At 71.5% G+C, this 23,617-nt stretch carries 20 protein-coding genes; 7 read left to right on the top strand and 13 right to left on the bottom strand.

The window, feature by feature from the left end; genetic code table 11:
• Positions 1-291: 291 nt before the first annotated feature.
• Entirely contained in the window at positions 292-1,053 is a 762-nt protein-coding gene (locus ABD330_RS26960; protein WP_344468609.1) for a hypothetical protein, read from the bottom strand.
• A gap of 276 nt (positions 1,054-1,329) precedes the next feature.
• Here ABD330_RS26960 and ABD330_RS26955 point away from each other — a divergent pair, with 276 nt between their 5' ends.
• A complete protein-coding gene (locus ABD330_RS26955) occupies positions 1,330-1,929 on the top strand; it encodes a hypothetical protein (RefSeq protein WP_344468608.1) in 600 nt (199 codons plus the stop codon).
• Between the two features lie 312 nt (positions 1,930-2,241).
• Here the strand turns inward: ABD330_RS26955 and ABD330_RS26950 are convergent, their stop codons facing one another.
• From ABD330_RS26950 to ABD330_RS26940, 3 genes are all read right to left on the bottom strand, one after another.
• A complete protein-coding gene (locus ABD330_RS26950) occupies positions 2,242-2,694 on the bottom strand; it encodes a hypothetical protein (RefSeq protein ID WP_344468607.1) in 453 nt (150 codons plus the stop codon).
• Positions 2,695-2,963: 269 nt separating this feature from the next.
• On the bottom strand, positions 2,964-3,572 hold the full coding sequence (locus ABD330_RS26945) for a hypothetical protein (protein WP_344468606.1): 609 nt from the start codon (positions 3,570-3,572) through the stop codon (positions 2,964-2,966).
• Between the two features lie 371 nt (positions 3,573-3,943).
• Entirely contained in the window at positions 3,944-4,858 is a 915-nt protein-coding gene (locus ABD330_RS26940) for a C1 family peptidase (RefSeq protein WP_344468605.1), read from the bottom strand.
• 607 nt (positions 4,859-5,465) lie between these two features.
• Here ABD330_RS26940 and ABD330_RS26935 point away from each other — a divergent pair.
• Positions 5,466-5,939 carry a nuclear transport factor 2 family protein gene (locus ABD330_RS26935; protein ID WP_344468604.1) on the top strand — a complete coding sequence of 158 codons (474 nt, stop codon included), beginning with the start codon at positions 5,466-5,468 and terminating at the stop codon, positions 5,937-5,939.
• A gap of 246 nt (positions 5,940-6,185) precedes the next feature.
• On the top strand, positions 6,186-8,954 hold the full coding sequence (locus tag ABD330_RS26930; RefSeq protein WP_344468603.1) for a helix-turn-helix transcriptional regulator: 2,769 nt from the start codon (positions 6,186-6,188) through the stop codon (positions 8,952-8,954).
• Here ABD330_RS26930 and ABD330_RS26925 read toward each other — a convergent pair.
• From ABD330_RS26925 to ABD330_RS26910, 4 genes are all read right to left on the bottom strand, one after another.
• On the bottom strand, positions 8,951-9,727 hold the full coding sequence (locus ABD330_RS26925) for an alpha/beta hydrolase (RefSeq protein ID WP_344468602.1): 777 nt from the start codon (positions 9,725-9,727) through the stop codon (positions 8,951-8,953). The two genes, ABD330_RS26930 and ABD330_RS26925, sit on opposite strands and share 4 nt — an antisense overlap.
• A gap of 229 nt (positions 9,728-9,956) precedes the next feature.
• Positions 9,957-10,388: an SRPBCC family protein gene (locus tag ABD330_RS26920; protein ID WP_344468601.1), complete on the bottom strand. Its 432-nt coding sequence runs from the start codon at positions 10,386-10,388 to the stop codon at positions 9,957-9,959.
• Between the two features lie 134 nt (positions 10,389-10,522).
• A complete protein-coding gene (locus tag ABD330_RS26915) occupies positions 10,523-11,584 on the bottom strand; it encodes an alpha/beta fold hydrolase (RefSeq protein ID WP_344468611.1) in 1,062 nt (353 codons plus the stop codon).
• A 570-nt stretch (positions 11,585-12,154) separates the two neighbouring features.
• Complete coding sequence (locus ABD330_RS26910) at positions 12,155-13,765, bottom strand: tannase/feruloyl esterase family alpha/beta hydrolase (protein ID WP_344468600.1); 1,611 nt, start codon at positions 13,763-13,765, stop codon at positions 12,155-12,157.
• 552 nt (positions 13,766-14,317) lie between these two features.
• On the opposite strand from ABD330_RS26910, the gene ABD330_RS26905 reads away from it, so the two are divergent.
• Positions 14,318-14,881, top strand: a complete 564-nt coding sequence (locus tag ABD330_RS26905; protein WP_344468599.1) for a hypothetical protein — start codon at positions 14,318-14,320, stop codon at positions 14,879-14,881.
• Positions 14,882-14,912: 31 nt separating this feature from the next.
• Here the strand turns inward: ABD330_RS26905 and ABD330_RS26900 are convergent, their stop codons facing one another.
• The 5 genes from ABD330_RS26900 to ABD330_RS26880 all read right to left on the bottom strand — a co-directional run bounded on the left by ABD330_RS26900 (position 14,913) and on the right by ABD330_RS26880 (position 20,772).
• Positions 14,913-15,461, bottom strand: coding sequence for a CGNR zinc finger domain-containing protein (locus ABD330_RS26900; RefSeq protein ID WP_344468598.1), 549 nt, complete (start codon positions 15,459-15,461; stop codon positions 14,913-14,915).
• Between the two features lie 315 nt (positions 15,462-15,776).
• Entirely contained in the window at positions 15,777-16,598 is an 822-nt protein-coding gene (locus tag ABD330_RS26895; protein WP_344468597.1) for an alpha/beta fold hydrolase, read from the bottom strand.
• A gap of 225 nt (positions 16,599-16,823) precedes the next feature.
• Positions 16,824-17,795, bottom strand: coding sequence for an RNA polymerase sigma factor (locus ABD330_RS26890; protein WP_344468596.1), 972 nt, complete (start codon positions 17,793-17,795; stop codon positions 16,824-16,826).
• Between the two features lie 180 nt (positions 17,796-17,975).
• The gene (locus ABD330_RS26885; RefSeq protein WP_344468595.1) at positions 17,976-19,193 is read right to left on the bottom strand and encodes a saccharopine dehydrogenase family protein; all 1,218 of its coding nucleotides are present in this window, start codon (positions 19,191-19,193) and stop codon (positions 17,976-17,978) included.
• A gap of 13 nt (positions 19,194-19,206) precedes the next feature.
• Positions 19,207-20,772, bottom strand: a complete 1,566-nt coding sequence (locus ABD330_RS26880; RefSeq protein WP_344468594.1) for an APC family permease — start codon at positions 20,770-20,772, stop codon at positions 19,207-19,209.
• A 288-nt stretch (positions 20,773-21,060) separates the two neighbouring features.
• Here ABD330_RS26880 and ABD330_RS26875 point away from each other — a divergent pair, with 288 nt between their 5' ends.
• The 3 genes from ABD330_RS26875 to ABD330_RS26865 all read left to right on the top strand — a co-directional run bounded on the left by ABD330_RS26875 (position 21,061) and on the right by ABD330_RS26865 (position 23,439).
• On the top strand, positions 21,061-21,315 hold the full coding sequence (locus ABD330_RS26875) for a chaplin (RefSeq protein ID WP_425555646.1): 255 nt from the start codon (positions 21,061-21,063) through the stop codon (positions 21,313-21,315).
• A gap of 497 nt (positions 21,316-21,812) precedes the next feature.
• Positions 21,813-22,808 carry a phosphatase PAP2 family protein gene (locus tag ABD330_RS26870; protein ID WP_344468593.1) on the top strand — a complete coding sequence of 332 codons (996 nt, stop codon included), beginning with the start codon at positions 21,813-21,815 and terminating at the stop codon, positions 22,806-22,808.
• A 115-nt stretch (positions 22,809-22,923) separates the two neighbouring features.
• The gene (locus ABD330_RS26865; protein ID WP_344468592.1) at positions 22,924-23,439 is read left to right on the top strand and encodes a GNAT family N-acetyltransferase; all 516 of its coding nucleotides are present in this window, start codon (positions 22,924-22,926) and stop codon (positions 23,437-23,439) included.
• Positions 23,440-23,617 lie beyond the last annotated feature (178 nt).

Raw genomic sequence — 23,617 nt, 5'->3', positions numbered from 1 at the left:
CTCGACATCTCGAAGCGTGGAGAACGGCCGCCTGTGCTGTCCCCGGAAGAACCGCAGATCAGCAGGTCGAGTGACCTGCGAGGTTAAACAACAAGCTCACGTCGACATTGATCGTTAGCCGTCCCCGGAGGCAGTGACAACTCGGCAATGGCTGCTGTCAGCGGTCACACCTTCCCACGACCTACATGATCATCGTCAGGCAATGCCCCCGCATGGTCACGCTTCCCCGTGGGGTGGAGGTTGCCACCGGATGCCCAACGGCAAAGGAATGCCGATCCTCTCACTCCGGCGTCAGATGAACTGCGGGTCGACCGGCGGCCATGGGTAGCCCAGTTGCCCGGCGTCATGCGAACCTCCCCAGACCTCGGCGGTGGCACGGGGATCGCCTGCGGTCAGCCGCGCCTCAAGGCGCTCAGCCTGTTCCGACGGGGCGTCCTCGGAGATCGGGAGAGTCATCCCGAACTGGAGCCAGGGCAGATCTGAATCGGCCCGGTGAGGGGGATGCCTCAGGACGACGTGGATTCGATCGGGTTCCTTGCGGGAGGCCCAGACGTCCTCCAACTCGCACTCCCACCGAGCGAGCCAGTCCCCACGTCGCCTCAGCCCCGCCTCAAGCAAGCGCGCAACCGCTCCTGCCGGCAACTCCCAACTGCGGTCCCTTCCGACTCGCAGGACCTCGGCCTCGTACTGACCTGTGGTGAACCGAAGCTCCGGCAGGTCGAAGTCCTGATTGGCCGGGTCGCGCCAGCCCGCCCAGACAACATGATCCCCGTCGTGCCTGACCGTCATGTACAGGGCGCCACAGCACTCCTCCACGCCGCACCCGGACCAAGCGAGACGAACCTCGTGGGGCGTCGCCGTTGTATGCAACGGCCCGGCGCGGCCCAACAGATACCGGGGGCCCACTCCCAGGTACCGGGAGCCTCCCACGCCACCGGGGACCACCTCCGCCAGAAGATCCCGGCCATTGACGATCGGGCGGACCTCCACGCCGCCCTCGTCGGGCGGTGGGCACACGATGCTCAGACTGAGAAGGTCCGGTCCCATGGTCATCGGCCAATGATCGCCGAGTCGGCTCGCACCTGTCGTGTGAATTCGCAGGCCTCCGCTCAAGGCGGTGGTTCGGGCCGCCTACACGTCCCAGGGCGTCCAGTGTGAGGGACGAGGCCGAACAGGTTGCCGTTGCCGGCGTCACCGAAGAGGAGACGAACCAACGTTGGCGTCCCGCTGCCGACCGCGCCCGGGTACAGCCAGCCGCCCCGGAATCAGCTGGGCGACCGGTCCATGCCGTGAAAGGATGCCGGTTCAGGACAGGGGAGGCGGGGCGGTATGGGGCTGGACTACAGCTACGAGATCTTCATGCCCCCTCAGAATGTTGCGAAAGCACTGACCCGGCTGGCCGAGCTCGCACCTCAAGGCCACGACACGCCGCCGCTTCGGGTCACCCTGCCGGGCGGAGAGCAGTTGATCGTGCCGTTCACCTCGAAGTTCAAGAGCGAACCGGTCGACCGGTCGGCAGGCGGCACGCTCGAACTGGACACCTCGATCGTGATCGGCGTCGACGACGCGATGCGCGAGTTCTTTCTGCGCGATTCCGACAGGATCGACGAGTCGGGACAAGTGCCGGTCGGGTACATCTACTTGACGGTCTGCTTCAAGCCCGCATGGCACCCGGACTTCGCGTCGCTGCAGTTCACAGCGGCCAGCTCGGACATGAGCCGGATGTTCGAGCAGTCCGCGAGCGTCAGGAAGGTGTTCACCGACCTCACCGCCGCAGCCGGTGGCGTGTGCTGCCTGCTCGACACCGAGACCGGTATCTTCGACATCTGCTCGCTCAACGGCGAGACGGTCACTGGCGAGACTGTTCCGGGCACCCGTTTCTCGCGCTTCCACAATCTCGTCGCCGCCTGGCGCGAGCCGACGGAGTAGAACGCGGGTGTGCGTTGTGAGCCATTCGACTCCCGGCGTCCTCTTCATCGGTACCAGCTGGACGGATCCGAATGCGGGCACCACGACACGGCTGCCGACCCGGCTGAAGCCCAGGTCGCACAGCCTGCTCAGCGCCGACTGTCGCGACCCGGAACATCGCCATGTGCCCCCGCTACGACATCTGCTGCCCCAGCGGAAGTGCAACGTCCTGCTGGCGTCTCCCGCTCGCCGGCGGGCAGCTGCCACACCGGCGCCCGCGACCGCCGAGTGGTCATTGGGCGTCCATACAACATCCGATGCTCAACGGCGCCCTCACCTGCTCGGACGCCACCGGAACCAGTAGGCGACCCCCTCGACGCGATAGCGAGCGCCGGCGTCGTAGCGGAGTTCGCCCACAACTCGCCGCGCGTCGTCCGGCGCCTCACGGTGCGGCGCGAGCAGCGAGGTCAGGTCGTCGTAGCGGGCGTCGACCCCGCCCTGTCCGGGATGCGTGTCCGGCGCGGCGGTTCCTGCTTCGTCGCGCAGGTACCACCTGACGAAGATCGCCCACTGCTCCCGCTCCAGTGCGACAGCAGCAGCCCCCGCGGGCCACACCACGTACTCGTCATCGGCGTCGGAGGGGTCGAAGTCGTGGTTGCGAAAGTAGTGCGGGACTCCGTCCACATCGGCGATCCCCTCGCGGGGGCCGTCGTACCAGGCCGACTCGACGTGAACGCGCTCGAAACCGTCCGCCACCAGCTGCTGTTCGTCCCAGGTCTCAGCCACGCGGACAGGCTACCGGCGGCTGGGTTGCGCGTACTTCTCCTGCAACGGGACTCCCCGTGGTCTTCCTGCTCGGCGCAGGTCGATCCGCCGGGAAGTCCCGTTGCGTCGTTCACCAGGCCCCCACCTGCGACCCAGGACTCAGCCGCAACGGTGCCGCCCTGCACGTTGCTCTGCTGCGGTACCTCGCAGGCCAGGCCGCCGGGCTCGGGAGAGAGCGCCCGATCAGGGGGAGGCTCAGCCGCCGGCCCCGTCAGGGAGGCGGCCGGGGATCACGACGGGGTGATCTTGTCGCCGCAGCCGCCGACCGGGCCGGACCAGTCCTGGCCGCCGTACCAGTGCAGGGTGCCCCACGCGACGCAGGTGGAGTCGTCCAGTTCCGCGCCCACGCGCCAGGCGTCCGGGTTCGCCCAGCCGTGCGGGACGCTGGAGCCGTCGGAGAACTCGAACCACTCGTCCTGGCCGTTGGAGGCCGGGACGTCGCCGGTCCAGAACGCCTGGCCGCCGTTGTAGTAGGGCGAGCCCACGGCCAGGTTGAGCTGGCGGTCCGGGAACCGGGCCATGAAGCCCGAGTCCCACTGCCAGTGCGCGTAGACGTCACCGTTGCAGGAGTTGTACATCTGCTCCACCTGCCCGGCGTACCCGTCGGGGGTGCCGTAGTTGCCGGGCGAGCCGATGTAGAGCCAGCCGCAGCCCTGCGGGAGCCGGGGGGCCTCGGTGGTCCAGTGGCCGGGGAGGATCGCCGTCGGCGCCCCCTTGGGCGCCTTGGTGGCGGCGTGGCCGGCCGGGGCCGGGTGGGTCGCCGCGGTCGAGGGGCCGGCGATTCCGAGGACGAGGGACGCGGCTGCCAGGGTGGCGGCCGCCATGGCCTTGAGTCTCATGGAGTTCCTTCGAGTTGACGAGCGATCGATTGGCGCGCAACAGCGCGCAACGACCGTCGCGGTGGGCTCGCGATTGCCATGACACGTCGGAAGGCTCGGAGCTTGAGCATGAAGCGCTGTCTCCTGACCGTCCGACCGGGGCTCGCCGTTGCGGCCCCGACAGGCAGGCTGCGGTCCACGGGGCCGTCCAGCCAGAGCTCCGGGCGTTCCCGGGCGTTCCCGGACGAGCCCGGACGAGCCCGGACGCGTGCGTGCGACCGTTCCGGAGGGCCGGCTCCCCCCTCGACCTCGAACATCGGCCCAGGAACACCGCAGGGCCTGCCCCGCCGCTCGCACGGTGGGACAGGCCCTGCGGTGTTCCTGCCGGTGCGTCAGGCGAGCTTGCCCATCGCGTGGGCCTCGTCGACCACGCCCGCGTCGAAGAAGCTCCACGGGAGGTTGGCGAAGCCGCCGTTGCCCCAGCTGTCGGTGCCCCAGCTGTTCTCGATCGTCACACCCTGGTCGTTGTAGGCCACGATGGTGATCTCGTGGCCGCCGACCACCGGGTCGCTGCCGGTGTCGCCGGGCATGTAGCTGTAGTCGGACGCGGTCTGGGAGTTGAGGTCCATGAAGCTCTGCTGGACCGAGAAGCCGATCGGCACCGGCTCGCCCTGGGAGATCGCGTCCTCGATCGCGCTGCGCGCCGCGCTGCCGCTGGTGGGCAGTGCGACGAAGCCCGAGAGCCGGTAGTTGGCCGCGTTCGCGGTCTCGTTGGAGTCCGGCTGGGTGGTGTAGTCGGTGGTGCCCTGCCAGTAGTCGGACTGCGTGTCGATGCCCTGCTGCTGCTCCATCGGCAGGGCGACGCTCGCGTAGGTGCCCTGGTCGTTGCCCTGGGCGATCTGCGAGTAGATGTACATCGGGGCCATCGGCGCGCCGCTGAGGCCCTGCTCGTTCATCAGGACGCCGTAGCCGGTGTAGCCGGTGGCCCAGGTGACGCAGGATCCGACCTGGCCCTGGTCGCCCGGGGAGAGCGCGTACTGGGTCAGGTCCGCGCTGGCCGGCGCCGCGCCGGAGCGGGCGAACGGCGCGATCGCGCTGAGGTCCCGGGCGGTGGCCGCGGCGGGGCGCAGCGCGTGCTGGTGGGCCTTGAGCGCGGCCAGGTCGAGGCCGGTGGCGAAGTGCTTGTGGTGCGTGTGGTGCCCGGCCGGCCGCGCGTCGGGGGTCGCCGCGCCGGCGGTACCGGCCAGGGCCAGGCAGGACGACAGCGCCAGGGTACCGGCGATGCCGATCGCTATGCGGGAACGCATCGATGAGCTCCTTGTGGGGGTCGCCGGCTGCTGGGGGCGGCCGGCCTGCCGTAGCGCGCCGCGTGTGGGGGCGGCCCGGTACGGAGAGCGAAAGAGTGGGGGTTCGCCCCGGTTGACGCGATGTCGGCCGGAGCGCTGCTCACCGTAGAGGCCCCGGGCTGTACATGTCATGAGCAGAGCACGACAATGGCGGAAAGTGGACAGGATTCTCCCAGGAATTGACAGCGAACTCACAGGAAGTCAGGTTCCACTTCCGCCTGCCCGCCAGGGTTCAGCCGGCCCGGGACGGCCGTGAGCCCCGCGGCCGTCCCGGCCGGCGCGCCCGGTCGGGGTTCGCTGCACGCGGCGGCGGCCTCGGCGTTCCTCCTGATCAACAGGGACGGCGACATCGAGACCACGGGACCGACCCGCCTCCCGGCACTCCCGCACGAGAGGAGGAGCCCCCCAAGACGTCACACGTGTGCCAGATGCCCAATTCACATGTATGTTGGCGTGAGCAGCACCCGCCCAGCGGGCGTCCGGAGGATCGGGGTGCCCTGGCCGAAGGCACCGACCTGCTCCGCCGGGGGCCGCACACCGGAGATCACCCGTCCCACTGGGAGCAGCCATGTCCACCACCGCCGACGCACCCGCCGGTCCGCAGCCGAGCCACCGGGCCATCGAGAACCTGATCGCCCGCTACGCCGAACTCGTGGACGACGGCGATTTCGCGGGCCTCGGCGCCCTGCTGGAGCACGCGACCTTCACGGGCAGCGGCGAACCGGCCAGCGGCGGGGAGGCGATCGAGCGGGTGTTCCGCGACACCGTGATCCTCTACGCCGACGGCACGCCGCGGACCCAGCACGTCACCACCAATCTCGCCGTCGAGGTCGACGAACAGTCGGGTACGGCGGTCTCGCGCTCGTACGTCACCGTGTTCCAGGCGCTGCCCGGCCTGCCGCTGCAGCCCATCGCCGGCGGCCGGTACCACGACCGCTTCGAACGGCATGACGGCCGGTGGCGCTTCACGCAGCGCCGGGTCCGCATCACCCTCGTCGGGGACTTGAGCCAGCATCTGCACCAGGCCGCCGCACCACGGTGATCCTCGCAAAACGCCGCTGGCTCCACCGCCAAGGGTCCGGGCACGTGTGGCGGGCGCACAAAGGCGGCATGTGCGCGGCGCCAGAGACACACGTATGCTCACCCAGGCCGTCCGGACGGCTGCCGCACGGGGAGAGGAGTCCCCGACGGTGTCCGCTGCCGGAACGGCCGGTCGGTTCTGATGACACGGCCGGTGATCCGCATGGATGGTGCGAGATCCGAGGGATCGGTCGAGGGAGTGGGGGACATGGATTCGCTGGTCGGGTCATTGGTGGGCCGGCGCCGGGAGCGGGAGTTGCTGTCGTCCTTCACGACGGCCGCGGGCGGAAGGTCGCTCGTCCTCAGGGGTGACACCGGCGTGGGCAAGAGCGCCCTGCTGGACCACGCCGCGGACCTTGCGGTGCGGGAGGACCACCAGGTCGTCCGCGCGGTGGGCGTGGAGGCCGAGTCGGCGTTCCCCTTCGCCGGCCTGCATCAGTTCCTGCATCCGCTGCTCCCGCACCTCGACCGGCTCGATGCCTCCCACCGCAGGGTTTTTGACGTCGTGTTCGGCCGCAACGAGGGGCCGCCGCCTTCGGTGATGACCCTCGCCATCGCGCTCCTCGACCTGCTGTCCCTGGCGTCGGCGCAGCGGCCGCTGCTGCTGGTGCTCGACGACGGCCAGTGGTTCGACGCCGCCAGCGCCGAGGTGTGCGGCTTCGCGGCACGACGGCTCACGGGCGGCCCGGTCAAGCTCCTCGTCGGCCTGCGCTCGGACGTCCCGTCGCTCTTCGACACGGCAGCGCTGCCGGAGCTCCACGTCACGACCCTGTCGGAGCACGACTCGGAGGAACTGCTCGACCTGCACCACCCCCGGCTCCACCCCGTGGTCCGCCGCATCGTCCTGGACGAAGCCCAGGGCAATCCGCTGGCCCTGCTCGAACTGCCGCCCTTCCTGAGCAGCAGGTCCGCCCACCGGGTCAAGGACCTGCTCGGCGCGCCCAGCGTGCCGCTCCCCCGCCGGCTCGAATACGTGTACGGAACTCGCATCAAGGCCCTGGGCACCACGGTCCGGGCGGAACTGCTGCGCGGTGCCCTGGACGGCACGGCCTCGGGGCGGGCGGCGAGCACCGCCCGCGGCACCCGCTACCAGATGTTCGACGCCGACGAGGCGGCCTCCTGCGGCCTGTTGGACCTCGACCGGATGAGCGGCGGGTTCGTCTTCCGGCATCCGCTGGTGCGTTCGACGGTCGTCCAGATGGCCACCCCCAACGAACGGCGCGACGCGCACGCCGTCCTGGCCCGCCTGCACCGGGACGATCCCGAGCGGCGTGCCACGCATCTGGCGGCCTCGACCGTCGACCCCGACGAACAGGTGGCGGCCGAGCTGGAGAAGGCGGCCGAGTCCGCGACCCGGCGCGGCGGCGCGCTGGCCGCCGTGGCCTGGCTGACCCGTGCGGCGGAGCTCAGCGAGAACCGCGAGGGACGGTCCCGGCGCCTGGGCGACGCCGCCTTCATCGCCGGCCAGGCGGCCCTCCTGGACCAGGCGCAGCTGCTCGTGAGTTCCGACACCGCTCAGGGCGCGGGTGACTCCGCCGCCGCGGTGGTGGCCTCCGCCTACGCGGCGCTGTACCGGGACGGCGAGGTCCGTTCCTCCCACCGGCAGGTCGTGGCGGCGCTCGAAACGCTGCGGGAGGACCACCGGCGCAGTACGGGGGAGGTCGAGGTCCGGTTGGTGAACCTCCTGCTGGCCATCTCCCAGTACGCCGGCGACGCCGACTGCTGGCAGCGGACCCGCGAGGTCCTCGACGCCCTCGGGGACCGCGTACCGGCGCGCTCCCTGATCTACCGCGACACCTGGAGCGACGTGGTGCGCCACGGAGCGGGCGCCCGGGACCGGCTGGAGCGCGCGTTCGCCGACCTCCCGCAGCTCGACCCCTGGGACGCGGTCCGCCTGAGCGTGTCCGCCCACCACCTCGACGTCCTGGGGCCCCACCGTCCGCATCTCCAGCGCACGGTGGACCGCGAGGTGGAGACCGGTGCCACCTCGACCGCCATGACCATGCTGCATCTGATCATGCTCGACCAGATGGCCGTCGGTGAGTGGGACGAAGCCGAGCGCACAGGCGTGCGCGGCCTGGAGCTCGCGGTGGAGCACGGCCACACGCTGTTCGCGCACCACAGCCGCGCCTACCTCGCCCAGCTCGCGGCGATGCGCGGGCAGACCGAGCGGGCCCGGGAGCTGCGGGCCGCGGTGGACTCCTGGGCCCGACCCCGGGGTGTGGGCTTCCTGACCCAGATCGCCGACGCCGCCGGAACCGTCGCGGCGCTGCACGAGGGCGACTACGAGGCCGCCTACCTGCACGCGGTCGCCGTCACCGCACCGGGCACGTTCGCGCCCTGTGCGCACCAGGCCTCCCGGACATTGCTCGACCTGGTCGAGGCCGCTCTGCACAGCGGTCGCGCGGACCAGGCCCGCCGCCACGCCCTGGCCGCGCAGGAGGCCGGCCTGCCCGGCATCTCGCCGCGGCTGGCCCTGGTCACCTACGGGGCGCTGGCGATGACCGCCGAGCACGACGAGGAGGCGAACGCCATGGACGAACGGGTCGAGTCGCTCGCCCAAGGCGTCGGCTTCCCCTTCGAGCTGGCCCGCATCCGGCTGGCCCGCGGCGTACGGGCCCGCCAGTCGCAGGGGCCGAGGGCCGCCCGGCAGGCACTGACGCGAGCGGCCGAGTCCTTCGAACGACTCGGTGCCACCGCCTGGGCCGACCGGGCGCGGGCCGAACTGCGGGCCTCCGGGATGTCCACCCGTCCCTCCTCCGCGGCGGGCCTGACCTGGCAGGAGCAGCGGATCGCCGGCCTCGCCGCGAGCGGCCTGACCAACAAGGAGATCGGCGAGCGGATGCACCTGTCCCCGCGCACGGTCAGCTCGCACCTGTACCGGGTCTTCCCCAAGCTCGGCATCACCACCCGCGCGGCACTGCGCGACGCGCTGGGAGAGGCGCTGAGCGACTCCCGTCCGGAGGGCAGCGGCTAGGCACGGACACCGCACCGGTCCAGCCAGTCGAGCACGTGGTCGGCAACGGACCGCCAGCCGCTGTCCACGACCAGCGAGTGCCCCCGGTCGGCGAACTGTTTGAGGTCCGTCTGCGCCGTGGAGTCGCCGTACTCCTTGTAGGCGCTGCGGGTCAGCCGGTCGGGCACCAGCAGGTCCTCCTGCCCCGAGACCAGCAGCAGCGGGCCCCGCCCCGTGTTGCCGGTGTCCACCAGGGCGCTCGGCGGCCGCGGGGCTCCGCCGCAGCCGAGGTCGTCGAGCAGCCGGCGCGGGACGGGGACGGCATACCTGTCGTAGAGCCGCTCGGCCTCCTCGCCGGCGACGGTGTTGGCGAAGACCTCGCAGAAGCGCCGGACGGAGAGCAGCACGGGCGCGTCCGCCCGTCCACCGGCGGGCTCGCATCCGGGCTGCGGCGCGGTGTCGTTGATGGGCGCCGGTGCGATGGCGACCGCCGCCCGCCCCAGGTCGGCTCCGAGGAGGTGCTGGGCGACCAGCCCCCCGACCGAGTGCCCGACGATCACCGGCGAGACCTCGAAGGAGGCCACGAGCTTGGCGTAGTGGTCGGTCAGCTCGTCCAGTCCCGGGCCGGCCGACGCGCCCGGACGCGCCCGCGCCTCCCGCGCGGTGGCCGCTTCGCCCGGCCACCCCGGGGCGCAGGTGAGATAGCCGTGGCCGGCGAAGCGCTCTTCCCACGGCTCCCAGGACAGCGCGTGCAGCCACGCTCCGTGGATGAACACGACGGGCGTACGGATCACAGCTGGCCCTCCGAACCTGACGACGACGCGCCGGCGGGCGGCGACCGTCCCAGCATCGGGCCGGCGGCCCCGCGCGGGATCAGTCGGATGACTGCATGTGACCGGGTACAGACACTCCACCGGTACCGGACGCCCCCGCTCTCGCCGCGTACGGGGGGCGGGATCCTTCCCGGGGGATTGCGGGGCCGGGCGGAGCCCGGCGGCCGGGGCGGCCGGACCCCGCCCGGGATCAGATCTTGGCCTTCAACGGGCCGGCGAACGACTTGCGCAGCGAGGAGGGGGCGATCAGGGGCAGCAGCGAAGCCAGCACCTTGCCCTTGAAGGTGGCGGGCTCGCGGGTGAGTCGGACGTCCACGCGGGTGCCCTCCCCCTCGGGGGTCATCGTGAAGACCCAGCCTCCACCGGCCCCGAAGAGCTTGGAGTCGAGTGTGGTGACGGTGACCTCTCTGCCCGCCGGGTCCCACTGGTAGCGCGTGCGCTCCCATGCCGCGGCGGTGCCCTCGGTCACCTCGGCCCAGGTGTCACCGAGCTCGTGCACCGTGAAGTGCTCGGCGTCGATCGCGGGCCAGGCCTGGGGGCGCGTCGGGCCGAAGTCGGTGAGCACACCCAGCACCTCCTTCGGACTGAGGGTGGAGACGAGGTGGATGCGTATGACTGCCATGCTTTGTCCTTCCTGGTAACTGCTCTGACCGGTGACGAACATGTCGCAGGTTCCCGTAACCTGTCAATGTGGTGACGAACGCGCCGGGGCCCGACGAGGCTCGACACACGTGTGGACCGCCGGGCGGCCCGGGTTCAGAGGTGGTCGGCGTCGACGACGGCCTGGGCGAAGGCGCTGGGGGCCTCCTGGGGGAGGTTGTGGCCGATGCCGCTCAGGGTGCGGTGGACATAGGGGCCGGTGAAGAAGGAGCGGTAGGCGCTGCCGTCGCCGGGAGCGGTGAAGGGGTCCAGCGCGGGGTCCAGCGTGACGGTGGGCACGGTGATCCTGGGGCGGGCCGCGAGCTTGCGTTCGACGGAGTCGTAGTGGCGCTCCCCGGCGGCGAGCCCCAGGCGCCAGCGGTAGTTGTGGATGACGATGGCCGGGTAGTCGGGGTTCTCGAACGCCGCCGCGGTGCGCGCGAACGTGGCGTCGTCGAAGTCCCAGCCGGGCGAGACGGTCTCCCAGACCAGCCGGCACAGGGCCGGGCGGTCGATCGGGCTCTCCATCGCCAGGCGGCCGCGTTCGGTGGCGAAGTAGAACTGGTACCACCAGGTGTGCTCGGCCGCCGGGGCCAGGGGCTTCGCCTGCGCCTCGACGTTGGTGACGAGGTATCCGCTGACCGACACCAGCGCCCTGACCCGCTCGGGCCACAGGGCCGCGATGATGTCGGCGGTGCGCGAACCCCAGTCGAAACCGGCCAGAACCGCCTTGTCGATCTCCAGGGCGTCCATCAGCGCGATGATGTCGAGGGCGATCGCGGACTGCTGGGCGTTGCGGACGGTGCGGGCGGACCGGAAGCGGGTGGTGCCGTGCCCCCGCAGGTAGGGGACGATGACCCGGTAGCCCTGCTCGGCCAGCAGCGGGGCCACGTCGACGAAGCTGTGGATGTCGTACGGCCAGCCGTGCAGGCAGATCACCGCGGGACCGTGCGCCGGACCGACCTCGGCGTACCCGATGTCCAGCACCCCGGCGCGTACCTGCTTCAGCCCGCTGAACTCCGTGTGCGTCCCCGGGGTGATCGTCGGCACGGTGGGCGCCGGCCCACCGGCCCGCCGCGCGGTGGGGGCGGTCGCGGCGGTCGCCGCCGCAGGCAGGCCGACGGCGGTCGCGCCGACACCCAGTCCGACGACCTTGGTGAAGCTGCGCCTGTTCATGATGGTCCTCCGTCGTTCGCTGACGCTCGCTGATGTCGAGTGCCGTGGGGTTGACGGCACTCACTCTCGGCCGTGGCGGGAACGGCCACATCTGTCAGTTGACGGTGAGCCGTGACCGAGTTCGCGGCGGCACGCCGCAGCACCCGCGCGGTACCGGCGCACCGCAGGCGCCGCGAGGCACCGCATGGCACCGTGCAGCGGCCCCCGGCCCGGCCGCCGTCCGCGACGTCCCGGCTGTCCGACCGGACGGGGACCGCCAACAGCCCGTGGGGCCAGACCCGTCGGGGAGCCTGCGTGACCCAAGGGCGTCCCGCCCGCACCGCGCGCTTCCGACCGTCATGTGACGGATCCCCCGCAGGCCGCGCACCGGCGAGGGTGAGCGACTGATCGACCCGCCGCGCCGCTCCGTCCTTAGGACCTCGGTCGCGCGAGTGCCGGGAGACCGCCTTGGGCCGGCTCCGGCCTGCCGCCGCGACGCCGACGCCGACGCCGACGCCGAACGTCCCGGCTCGCGCCGAGGGGCGCGAGCCGGGACGTGGTCAGGCCCCAGGGGGCCGGGTGGATTCCGTCGGGTCAGCGACGGTCGGCCGGGACGCAGCGGAAGCTTGCCGCCGCTGCCGGGTCGCCGTGGCCCGAGTAGCGGGAGACCAACGGGTAGCGGCACAGGTCGCGGGTGACCGTCCGGCCCGTCGCGGTGGTGAGGGTGGCGGTGAGCGTCTGCGGGGCCTTGCCGTGCTCGACCCAGGCGGCCAGGGCCGCCAGGTCGTCGCTCCTGCCGCCGTCGAGGCCGCAGTGGGCGGTACCAGGGGCGAGGAAGAGGCGGTAGAAGTCGTCGACCCGCTGCGTGCCGCCCATCATCCGGTCGACCCGCCGGCGGTAGTCCACGGTGCCTTGGGTCGGGATGAGTTGATCGGCGTCGCCCTGCCAGGTCAGCAGCTTGCCGCCGGCCTTCCTGAACGCCGTCAGGTTCGGGTTGTCGGTTCCGATGATCCTGTCGTACTCGGTCCGGGCCTGCTGGAACACCTTGGTGAACTGGCTGTAGGTCAGCGTCGAGGTGTCGAAGGAGGGCTGCTTGAGCACGAACGAGGAGACCCAGGCGGCCGGCACGACGAACGGACTCCCCGTGAGGGTGCCGTCGGGCGAGGGCTTCGTCGCGGCCAGGGAGGAGAAGTCGGCGCCGACCGGCAGGCCGTACCACAGCCGCTTGCCCGAGGCGCTGCGCGGACCGTCCCAGATCTTCCGCACCACGGCGGCGTCGGCCGCTGTGACGGTGACCTGCTTGCCGTCGCAGAGCAGCTCGGTGCCGACCAGTCGGGCGGGGTCGTAGCCGCAGGCGTCAGGGTTGGAGATCAGACCGTCCGTGACGCCGTCGAGCCCGTCGCAGGCCTTGAGGGCGGCCTGGTTGAAGGCGTTGAACTCGCAGGAGGTGGGGTACGTCTTCTCCTCGTGCATCACCACCTGCGGCCACAGCGTCGCCACCTCGAACTGGTCCCAGTTGACGGCGGGCGCGTCGGCGAGGATGCCGTTGTAGTCGTCCGGGTAGCGCTGGGCCTCCATGTAGCCCTCCCGGCCACCGGTCGAGCAGCCCTTGAAGTAGGAGTAGGACGCCGCTTGGCCGTAGAACGCGGTCACCACCTCCTTGCCGATGATCGCGGTCTCGTGCTGGGACCGGGAGGCGAAGTTCTCCAGCAGCGCCGTGTTCACCCGGCCCTTGCCGTCCAGCGCCCAGCTGGTGTCGAGCGCGTCACCGATCCCGGCGTCGGTGGTCGCCGCGGCGTAGCCGCTCCTGACCGCCGTGCCGAGCCCGACCCCGTTGTCACCCGCGGAGTAGGCGGCGCCGCCGACCGCCTGGAAGCGGCCGTTCCAACCGCTCACCGGCAGCCAGACCTGCACCTTCGCATGATCGCCGGCACCGGGGTGGGTGACGGTGAGCGTCACGTTGCAGTACGGCGGCACGTCGGCGACGGTGCCGCCCACCACCCCGGTCCCCTGGACGGTGCCGCCGGCCTCGCTCGCCGCGGTGACGGACTCGATCACGGTCCCGGCCGGTGCCTGCACCTGTACGGCCGAACAGCCGGCCGAGGTGAGCGCGAGGCCGGCGGTGGAGGCCGAGGCACCGGACGGCAGGTACACCGCCGCCGTCAGCGGCAGCGCGGCCGCAAGGCCTGTCAGAAATCGTCGCATCGCTTCCTGTCCCAGAAGTAGGTGTGTGCCGGCCGTGGAATAGGTGTTCCGATCCCCGTGGGGTCAGCCCTCCAGGGCAGCGAACGTTCTGTGTCACACTCTGGCTCGTGCGCAGCGGCCGGACATCAGTCACTTGACGGCCTGTCACCGGTGACTGCGCCGCCCGCCCCCGGGCCTGCGACTGACGGACACGTGTGCGGCGGGCCGCCTTCTGTGATACGTATCGCACTCGGATACGCACTCCAAGGCCACCCGTGACAACATCCCGGTCACCGTCAACGCCACAGCCGCCTGACCCCGCAGACAGGTCCCGCGGGTTCCCTTTCCCGGGCGGGCGGCCGGCCGGGCGGACTGCGGCCACGGTCCTGTGAACCAGCCCGGTTCCGCGTGCACATATGACATACGTATCTCTATGTCTATCATCAGAAGGTACCCCGACACCTCAAACCGGCATCCTGGTCCACGGGTGCCCGGGAAGGGCGCCTGTGCCAGGATGACTGCCGTCATCACCACACATGCACAGAGTGATCCATACCTAGGGAGTGAACGGTTGTGATCAGCGAGTCAGCCGCCTCGCTCCGATCGCGGTACGTGGTGCAGGCCGCGTCGGATCTGGAGGAGAACCGCCGTCGCCAGCAGGAGCTGGCAGGGAAGATCAAGGTGTTGCGGCAGGAGGAGGCCCTTCTGCTGGACATCCTGAGTCTCGCCGAGCGGTACGAGGCCTCGGAGGACTCCTCCCCGCTGCCGGAGCAGCCCCAGGCCGAGCCGGTGCCGGCCCGGAGGGGGCCGCGTACGGACTCCGCGCAGGGTCCGGCCGGGCCGTCGGGCCGTGGCGGTGGGCCGGGCTCGAAGGCGAAGGCCGCAGTGAAGGGCAAGCCGAAGCAGGCCGTGCTGCTGGGTGACATCCTGCTGGAGCTGCTGGCCGCTCACAGCGAACCACGCCCGGCCAAGGAGCTGCGCGAGGAACTGCTGGAGCGGCACCCGGACCGGGAGCCCACTCCACAGGTCGTGCGGAACACCCTCGAATCGCTCGTCGCCAAGGCTCAGGTCCGCCGCCACAAGCAGGAGCGCTCGGTCATGTACACCTTGCTGAGGGCCGATCAGGGCGGGGCCTGAGCAGTCGGCCCGTCCTCGGCGGCGCCCGCCGTCAGCCCGTGTCGCCGTGCCGGCGCGCCCGGTAGGCCGCGGCCTTGACCCGGTTGCCGCAGGTGGTCATCGCGCACCACTCGCGCCGGTGGCCGCGTGACCGGTCCAGGTAGACCTGGGTGCATTCCGGGCGGGCGCACTCGCGCAGCAGGTCCGCCTCGTCGCCTCCCAGGATCCCGGCCGCCTCACGGGCCAGCGACGCCAGCGCCTGGGCGGCCGAGCCGGTGCGGGTCGTGCCACCGGGCCCCAGTCGCAGGGTCACGGGCAGCCCCGCCGCCTGCCTGTTCAGCACGGCGACCGGGCGGGGCTCCAGCGGCCTGCCCGCAAGACGGTCCGTCACCAGCGCGTAGACGGCCTCGCGCAGCTCCAGGGCGATGTCGAGATCGGTCTCGTCGGCGCCCGGAGCCGTGTCCAGCATCCCGGACTCGACGAACCAGGAGTCGAGCAGGCCCGGGGAGGCGAGCTTCTCCGTCGGCTCGGCGTTGCGCCGTGCGCGCAGCGTGCCGACGAAGTCCAGCGGCAGGGTCCCACAGGGAAAGGCATGATGCACGTCACCATACTGACCGGTGACGGGGCGAAAAGCAACGAGCCGGACGCGGCTGCCGGCCCGTCCAGCACCCTTTCGACGTCCAGGGTGAGTGCGGGTAGGTCCTGCGTCGCCGTCCGGCGGACCCGGAGCGCGGGGTGTTCGCCGTTCATGACGGTTTCCCTTCCGTGAAGCGAGGTCGTTGTGACGACTGTGGCCCACGCCGGGCACCGGACGGCACAGGTCATCCGACCGTCGGTCGAACTGCGTCACCGGAGCCGGCCGGCGACGGCCCCTCTCCGAGCCGCCGCCGCACCTCCCAGGACGCCCGCCGGCCCGTCACACCGGGCCGGTCCCGCGTACGAAGTCCGTCACCGCCGCGTTGAAGAGCTCGGGCTCCTCGATGTGGCCCAGGTGGCCGCTGTCCTCCAGGACCACCAGCCGGGAGTCGGGGATGAGCGCGTGCAGTTCCTCGCTCCACCGTGGCCCGCAGATCACGTCATGGCGCCCCACGATCACCAGCGCGGGCACCCGCAGGTCCTTGAGCGCGGCCCGGTCGTCGATCACCTCCGGCCTGAGGTCCTCGTCCAGTCCGGAGATGTAGGTCGCCCGGACCGCGTCCCGCACCGGGGCGAGCCGCTCCTCGTCGCCCCAGTAGTCGGCGAAGTACGCCGGCAGGACGCCCTTGGCGACGGCCAGCGTGTCCTCGTCGTCCGCGATGGCCGCCATCGCCCCGAAAGCCGCGAGCACCTCGGCCAGCCCGGGCTCCCCCGCGTGCTTCGCCGCGAACTCCGCCGCCCGGCGGCCCGCTTCCTCCCCGTGCTCGGCTCCGGTGACCGGTGCGCCTTCGTACAGGATCACGCCCGCCAGCCGCTGCGGACGGTGCAGGGCGTGGTGGGCGGCCACGAAGGCGCCGTGCGAGTGCCCCAGCAGGTACACCTCGGGGACGCCGAGCCGGCCGGTCACCAGTTCCACGAAGCGGCTGTACCGCTCCCTGGTGTAGCCGTGGGGGTGCGACGGCAGCCGTCCGGACCCGCCGGTGCCGACGGGTTCCAGGTAGACCATCGTCAACTGCTGCTCCAGCGCGGGCATCCGCAGGTACTCCCAGCCGATGCCGGGCCCCCCGGGGTGGGCGAGGCAGACCGGGCCGCTGCCGTACACGTGGTAGCGCTGGGCGATGCCGCCGATCTCGATGGTGTGGGTCCCGGGGGAGAGCGGGCCGCCCGCGGAGCGGGAGGCGTCGCCGGGCCGGGGGGGCAGGGGTGCTGAGGTTGTCCACGAGGGTCTCCGTCGGGTCTGTCGGTGTCCTTGACAGCGACAGGACGCGGTCCGAGCCCGGGAGTTCGGTTCTCCACCCGTGATCCGGCTCACATCGGCGGCCTCGGCTCAGGAGGCGGAGACGGCCCCTTCGGGCGCCGCCCGCGGGCGCGGCGCGTGGTGGAGCGACAGCCGCTGGACACGGCCGTGCTCCAGAGTCATGATCCAGGCGACGCCCGGCGGGCAGTGGTCCGGATCGTCGGCGGGGTTGACCAACTCCATCTCCCAGACCATCAGCGAACGGCCGGCCACGATGTTCTGCGGCCGCTGCCGCACCCCCGCGCACAGGTCGGTCTCCATGCCGGCCAGCACGACCGGGATCCCGCCCAGCCGCTCCCCGGCGCTCAGGAGAGTGAACCCGGGTGCGTAGCGCTCCCGGACCACCCGGTGGAACTCGCCCCGCTCCGCGCTGGCGAGCGTGTGGTGCGCCTCCTGCCAGCCGGCGCGCACCCGGCGCTCGACGTCCTCGTACGCCCCGGCGGCCGTCCGGGCCAGCGCGGTGGCGAGCGCCGTCCGGGCCTGGCTCAGCCGGCTGCGGACGGTGCCGACCGGAATCGCGCAGACCTCCGCTATCTGCTGGTACGAGGTGACGCCGGTGGAGAAGTAGCGCAGGACCACCGGCAGGCGCAGCGCGGGCGACAGTTCCTCGACGGCCTCCCAGATCCAGCCGCGCAGCGCGTGCCCTTCGAGGATCCGCTCGGGTGTGGCGGTGTCCGGGGGCAGTGGCACCTGCTCGACCGGATCGCAGCGCCGGGAGGCGCGCAGCAGCGTCCGGCAGCCGTTGCGCACCACCATGCGCAACCAGGGGCCCACGGCCTGTGGGTCCCGGAGGTCGCCGATGCGGCGCAGGGCGACGAGCGCCGCGTCCTGCATGACGTCGTCCACGTCGGGGCCGGGGCCCAGCAGGCTGAGCGCGACCGCGCGCATCCCGCCGCGGTGGCGTTCCAGCAGCACACCCAGCGCGGTCACATCGCCGTTCTGGGCGGCCAGTGTCAGCGCCAAGTCCTCGGCCTGCCCCACCTGTCCAGGACGTACACCCATCCGCGGCCACCCTCCACACCCGTCCGCTGTCGCTCCGAGACTACCCCGGCGGGCAGATAGGTGTGAGGGGGCTCCGGTGGGACGTGTGCCGATTCGACACACCTGTCGGACAGGGTGCTCCAGCGGCCGAGGGCGGCGGGTGGCCCGGCGTCGGCGCCCGGCAGCGGCGGAGCCGCCGGGTCAGCCGCCCTCGCGCAGTTGCCACGGCGGCCCGTACGCCCCGACCAGGTCGAGGAAGGGCACCGGCGGGAACGCCTCGGGGCCGAGCACCCCGGCCCCCGACCAGGTGCCGGCGGCGAGCAGTTCGAGCGCGATCACCGGGTTGATGGCGGTCTGCCAGACCACCGCCTGGGAGCCGTACTCGCGCATCGACCAGTCGTTGTCGACCACGTGGTAGAGGTAGACCTCGCGTGGTGCGCCGTCCTTCGTCCCGCGCACCCAGGTGCCCGCGCAGGTCTTTCCGTGCATCCGGTCCCCCAGGCCCGCCGGGTCGGGCAGGCAGGCGGCGACCACGTCGCGCGGGGAGACCGCGGCGGGTCCGGCGGACGAGCCGACGGTGACCGGGTCGGTGCGGTCCAGGCCCAGCTTGTGCAGGGTCCGCAGCACGTCGATGAACTCCTGGCCGAGCCCGTACTTGAAGCTGACCCGCCGGGCGTCCACCCAGCGCGGGACGAGCAGCACCTCCTCGTGCTCGACGTTCACGCACTCCACCGGGCCGATCCCCTCGGGGAAGTCGAACACCTCGGGTTCGCTGAACGGCGCGGTGGTGTACCAGCCGCGGTCGCGGTCGTAGAGCACCGGCGGGTTGAGGCACTCCTCGATGGTGGTCCAGATCGAGAACGAGGGCGCGAACTCGTAGCCGTCGACGGTCAGGTCGGCGCCGTCCCGGACGCCGATCTCCTCGATCTCGTCGAACAGTTCGTCGGCGGCGTAGCGCGCGAAGACGTCGGAGAGCCCGGGTTCGACGCCGATGCCGCACAGGGCCGGCAGCCCGGCCCGCTCCCACTCCCCCGCGCGCTCGAACTGGGCGTCGCCGAGCTTGACCCCGCACTCCTGGTAGGGCCGCTCGGGGTGCGGATGCGAGAGCGACATCGCCATGTCGAGGTAGGTCGCGCCGCCCGCCAGCGCCGCGCCGAAGAGCGGCAGGACGAAGCGCGGGTCGGTGGCGTTGAGCAGCACGTCGCACCGGTGCTCCGCGAGCAACGCGGTGACGGCGCCCTGGTCGGCGGCGTCCACCCGGGCCGCGTGGAAGCGGGCGTCCCCGGTGGCCGCCACCGCGGCCTCGGCGCGCGCGAGTTGGTGGTCGGCGGCCACGAAGTGTTCGAAGAACGGGCGACGGGCGGCGATCCTGGTGATCGCCGTACCGACACCTCCGGCACCCACCAGCAGTACGCGCATCGGACCGGCCTCCCTAGGGTGCGTCGGCCGGGTCGGCGGCGCTCACCGGTACGTCCGGGTTGCGGAACCAGGAGCCCTGTACCGCCCACTGGATCAGCATCAGCACCGCGCCCAGCACCAGCGCGCCGAGGCCGATGACGGTGACGCCGCCGGTCTGGCCGAACACCGGCAGGTCGATCGAGGTGGCCCCGAAGTCGGGCTTGGCGTAGACGTCGAAGGCGCCGTAGCAGAAGAAGTAGAGCAGGCTGAGGCCGCCGAGGCCCGGGGCCAGCCCCTTGAAGACGAAGTCGCGGGTGCTGCGGGTGAGCACCCGGCGGTAGTACCAGACGCAGGCGAAGCCGGTCAGGCCGTAGTAGAACGCGATGCCGAGGCCGACCGAGGCGATCGAGTCGGCCAGCACGTTGCCGCTGATCGCCGTCAGCAGGACGTAGAAGGCGATGGACGCGATGCCCATGCCGACCGTGGACCAGGTCGGGGTGAGGAACTTCGGGTGCACCCGGCCGAACTGTTCGGGCAGCGCCCGGTGGGTGGCCATCGAGAACGAGGTCCGTGCGGTGGGCAGGATGGTGGTCTGGGTGGAGGCGGCCGAGGAGGTCAGCACCATGAAGATCAGCAGCTTGGTGAGGAACCAGCCCAGGCCCGTGCTGCCGAAGACCGCGTTGCCCAGCCCGGAGAGCACGTCCCCCGAGTTGTCGGGGTTGGCCAGCCCGATGCCGTCCGTGCCGACGCCGGCGAAGGCCTGCGCCGAGGTGGCCACCAGGGCGTAGATGATCAGCAGCAGCACCGTGGAGATCACCGCCGCCCGGCCCGGGGTGCGGGCGCTGTCGGCGGTCTCCTCGTTGACCGAGACCGCCGTGTCCCAGCCCCAGTAGATGAAGACGGCGGCCAGGATGCCCGCCGTCAGCGCGCTCGCCGACGGGACGTTGAACGGATTGAACCAGGAGGCCGAGATGTGGACGGCCGTCGGCGGCGGGTTGCTCCAGTACGTCTTGACCAGGGCGGTCACCGAGAACAGCACCAGGACGGCGATCTCCACGCAGAGCAGCCAGCGCTGCAGGGCGGCCGAGATCTCGATGCCGATGTAGCAGATCAGCGTCATCACGATGATCCAGACCACCCCCGCGAGGGTGGTCCACACCTTGTTGCCGGCCAGCGACTCCAGGCCGATCAGCCGGAAGCCGTAGATACCGGCGATCTGGGCCAGGTTCGCCATCACGATGATGTCGGCGACGATGATGCCCCAGCCGCCCATCCACCCGGTACGCGGGCCGAACGCCCGCGCGGCCCAGGTGAAGGTGGTGCCGCAGTCCGGGTCGGACGCGTTCAGCTCCTTGTAGGCGTACGCGATCAGCAGCATCGGGATGAACGCCAGGATGGTGATGATCGGCGCCTGGAGCCCCACCCCCGCGACGATCAGACCGAGCGTCGCCGCCAGGCTGTAGGCGGGGGCGGTGGAGGCCAGCCCGATCGCCACCGAGGAGAACAGGCCCAGTGCACCACCCTTGAGGCCCTTCTCCCCCGCACCGGAACCGGTCACCGACGGCGCGGCCGGTACAGGACTGCCGGACGGACGGGACACCACGCCCACCCCCGCTCTCTCACTCGGACGACAACGCAGGACGGACGAACGAACGTTTTTCAGGCTACTGCGGCTGTCCCGGCCAGTCCTGTCGGGCGTCGGCGACCCTCCTCGGCCGTCCCACCGATGGCCGAGCCCCGGGGCCGGAAGGCCGCCCGGGTGGGTGAACCCACGGTGCGCCCGGCGAGCGCGTCGTGCCGCGAGCGCCAAGACTGACTCCGGGGTCGCCGCCGCCTTTCGCGGGCAGCGGTGACCTCGTCGTCATGACTATGCACCATCCCCTCAGGAATGGAGAAGACCATGAAGGACATCCGCAGGGCTCTTGTGCTCGCCGGGGCCGCTGGTGCGCTCGTGCTCGGGACGGCCGGTGCGGCCAGCGCCTCCGCCGACGCGAACGGCATCGCCTTCGGCTCGCCGGGCGTCCTGTCCGGCAACGTGATCCAGATCCCGATCCACATCCCGGTCAACGTCTGCGGCAACAGCATCGGCGTGATCTCCCTGCTCAACCCGGCGTTCGGCAACACCTGCATCAACCAGGGCTGACACCCTCCTCGCACTCGAACACCAGGCAGAGAGGGGCCGGCGCTGCTGACCGCAGCGCGCCGGCCCCGTACCATGCCCGCATCTTTGACCGTCCACCATCAAGATTCGGGCCCGATCCGGGCCGACTGCCCGTCAGCGGACCCGGCGCCGGCCGGGGCACAGGTGCCGCCGGGCACCCGCGCCGCCGGCCGCACCGGTACGCGCGGGGCAGCCTGCGGGCTCGCCGGAGGGACCCCGTTCGTGACGCTCCGCCACCGGCGCAAGCCCGCAGGCGCCGTGACGCGGCGACTCCGGTCCGTCACACCGGTCGCAATTCTTACGACACTCTCATTACTGTCGCGAATTCGTTGGGAACACTGGCACTCATCTTCGCCGTTCACCCGATATGACCCGAAACGGGCGATATTTGGTGCGGGTGAACCAGCAGACTGTTCCCGGGTGGCATTGCTACGGTGACCCGGCCCGGCCGACGTGACCGTACGAAGGAAGCGCCAGTAGTGAGCCGTCCGATCCATGCCGAACACACCCTGAGCCGTCCACTCCCCAGGGCGGCTCCCCCTGCGCACCGCTCTCCCCTGCGGCTGCTGGCCTGGCCCGCGTACGCCGCCACACTCGTCTGGTACGTGCACACCTACGGGCTCCCGTACGCGAACGACATCGTCTTCTGCTTCCTGATCGGCGCACTGATCGCGGCGGCGGTGCACAGCGGCCACCGGCTCGGCTGGGTGCGGATCCTGCGGGACTGGCTGCCCGTGATGGCGGCCGTCTGGACGTACTCGCTGCTGCGCGGCTACGGCTCGCACACCCCGTGGCCGGTGCGGTACCGACCGCAGCTGGACATCGACCGCTTCCTCGGCGCGGGGCAGACCTGGACGGTCCGGCTCCAGCACTGGCTCTGGACTCCCGACCACCCGCACTGGTACGACTACGCGGGCACCGTGGTCTACATGTCGCACTTCTTCGTGGTGTTCGCGCTGCTCGCCGTGCTCTGGCGCAAGCAGGACGGACGCTTCCAGCGGCTGCTGGCGCTCTACCTCACGCTGACGTACGTCGGGTTCGCCACCTATGTGCTCTACCCCGCGGACCCGCCGTGGCTGACCGCCGTGAACGGGCACATGCCGGCCGTCACCCGGATCGTGCAGGACGTCTTCAGCTACAGCGGCCTGCCGCGCGCGGGGTCGCTGTTCGAGAACGGCAGCCGGTTCGACAACGACGTGGCCGCGATGCCCTCGCTGCACGCCGCCTACCCGATGCTGCTGCTGCTCTTCTTCTGGCCGATGGCGAGCCGCAGGCTCCGCGTGCTGCTGGTCGCCTATCCCTTGGCGATGGGGTTCACGCTGGTCTACTTCGGCGAGCACTTCATCACCGACGTGCTGGCCGGCTGGGCCTACGCCGTGGTGATCTACTTCCTCCTCACCCGGTACCTGAACCGCCGGGCCGCCAGACGCCGGGCCCGAACGGAACAGCCGGCCCGGACCGGCCGCCGGGTCTGAGCCCCGCCCCTGCCCGGGGGGTGCCCTCGCCCGACGCCGCTGCGAGCGGCACCGGTCCGTGGTGGTGTCCCCGGCTAGCATCACCAAAACGGTTGTCTCACTGACGGTGGTGCTCATGGACGGGGCGAGGGCGGTCATCCGGCCGATCGGGAAGCCGGGGGACCTGGGCTGGATGGTCATGGCCCATGGCGAGCAGTACGCGGCCGAGTTCGGCTGGGACACCACGTTCGAGGCCCTGGTGGCCGGGATCGTCGCCGACTTCGCGGCGGCCGACGGCCCGGCCCGCCGAGCGGGGTGGATCGCGGAGCAGGACGGCCGGCGGGTGGGCTGCGTCCTGTGCGTCGCCGACGACGAGAGCACCGCGAAGCTACGGATCCTCCTGGTCGACCCGGTCGCCCGGGGGCAGCGGCTCGGTACACGCCTGGTGGACGAGTGCCTGGAGTTCGCACGGGCCGCCGGGTACGCCAGGATCCGGCTGTGGACCAACGACCCGTTGACCTCCGCACGCGGCATCTACCTCGCCGCCGGGTTCCGGCTCGTCGCCGAGGAGCCGCACCACAGCTTCGGCGTCGATCTGGTCGGCCAGGTCTACGAGCTGGATCTGGCGCCGGGGCCCGGTCGCCGCAGCTGAGCAGAGGTGTCGCGGCGAACCGCCGGACCCCACTCCGCGGTAACGGCCGAAATCCCACCGCACGCCGCCGCATTCGGCCGACGGCGCGATCACCTTTCCGCCCCCTGGCCCCGGCCGCGGGCCGTGCGGGCGAGATCGCCATCTCACCGTCCCGGTGCGCTGGATCATGGTTCAATGC

This window comes from Kitasatospora kazusensis (assembly GCF_039529945.1).
Taxonomy (GTDB): Bacteria; Actinomycetota; Actinomycetes; order Streptomycetales; family Streptomycetaceae; genus Kitasatospora; species Kitasatospora kazusensis.
The sequence above is the reverse complement of the archived record's forward strand: the minus strand, read 5'-3'. Positions and strand labels throughout refer to the sequence as shown.

Excerpts from the sequence above, each read along its gene's own strand:
- ABD330_RS26960 (WP_344468609.1), bottom strand. The coding sequence starts at position 1,053 with ATGACCATGGGACCGGACCTTCTCAGTCTGAGCATCGTGTGCCCACCG.
- ABD330_RS26955 (WP_344468608.1), top strand. The coding sequence starts at position 1,330 with ATGGGGCTGGACTACAGCTACGAGATCTTCATGCCCCCTCAGAATGTT.
- ABD330_RS26945 (WP_344468606.1), bottom strand. The coding sequence starts at position 3,572 with ATGAGACTCAAGGCCATGGCGGCCGCCACCCTGGCAGCCGCGTCCCTC.
- ABD330_RS26940 (WP_344468605.1), bottom strand. The coding sequence starts at position 4,858 with ATGCGTTCCCGCATAGCGATCGGCATCGCCGGTACCCTGGCGCTGTCG.
- ABD330_RS26935 (WP_344468604.1), top strand. The coding sequence starts at position 5,466 with ATGTCCACCACCGCCGACGCACCCGCCGGTCCGCAGCCGAGCCACCGG.
- ABD330_RS26930 (WP_344468603.1), top strand. The coding sequence starts at position 6,186 with ATGGATTCGCTGGTCGGGTCATTGGTGGGCCGGCGCCGGGAGCGGGAG.
- ABD330_RS26920 (WP_344468601.1), bottom strand. The coding sequence starts at position 10,388 with ATGGCAGTCATACGCATCCACCTCGTCTCCACCCTCAGTCCGAAGGAG.
- ABD330_RS26910 (WP_344468600.1), bottom strand. The coding sequence starts at position 13,765 with ATGCGACGATTTCTGACAGGCCTTGCGGCCGCGCTGCCGCTGACGGCG.
- ABD330_RS26890 (WP_344468596.1), bottom strand. The coding sequence starts at position 17,795 with ATGGGTGTACGTCCTGGACAGGTGGGGCAGGCCGAGGACTTGGCGCTG.
- ABD330_RS26885 (WP_344468595.1), bottom strand. The coding sequence starts at position 19,193 with ATGCGCGTACTGCTGGTGGGTGCCGGAGGTGTCGGTACGGCGATCACC.
- ABD330_RS26875 (WP_425555646.1), top strand. The coding sequence starts at position 21,061 with ATGGAGAAGACCATGAAGGACATCCGCAGGGCTCTTGTGCTCGCCGGG.
- ABD330_RS26865 (WP_344468592.1), top strand. The coding sequence starts at position 22,924 with ATGGACGGGGCGAGGGCGGTCATCCGGCCGATCGGGAAGCCGGGGGAC.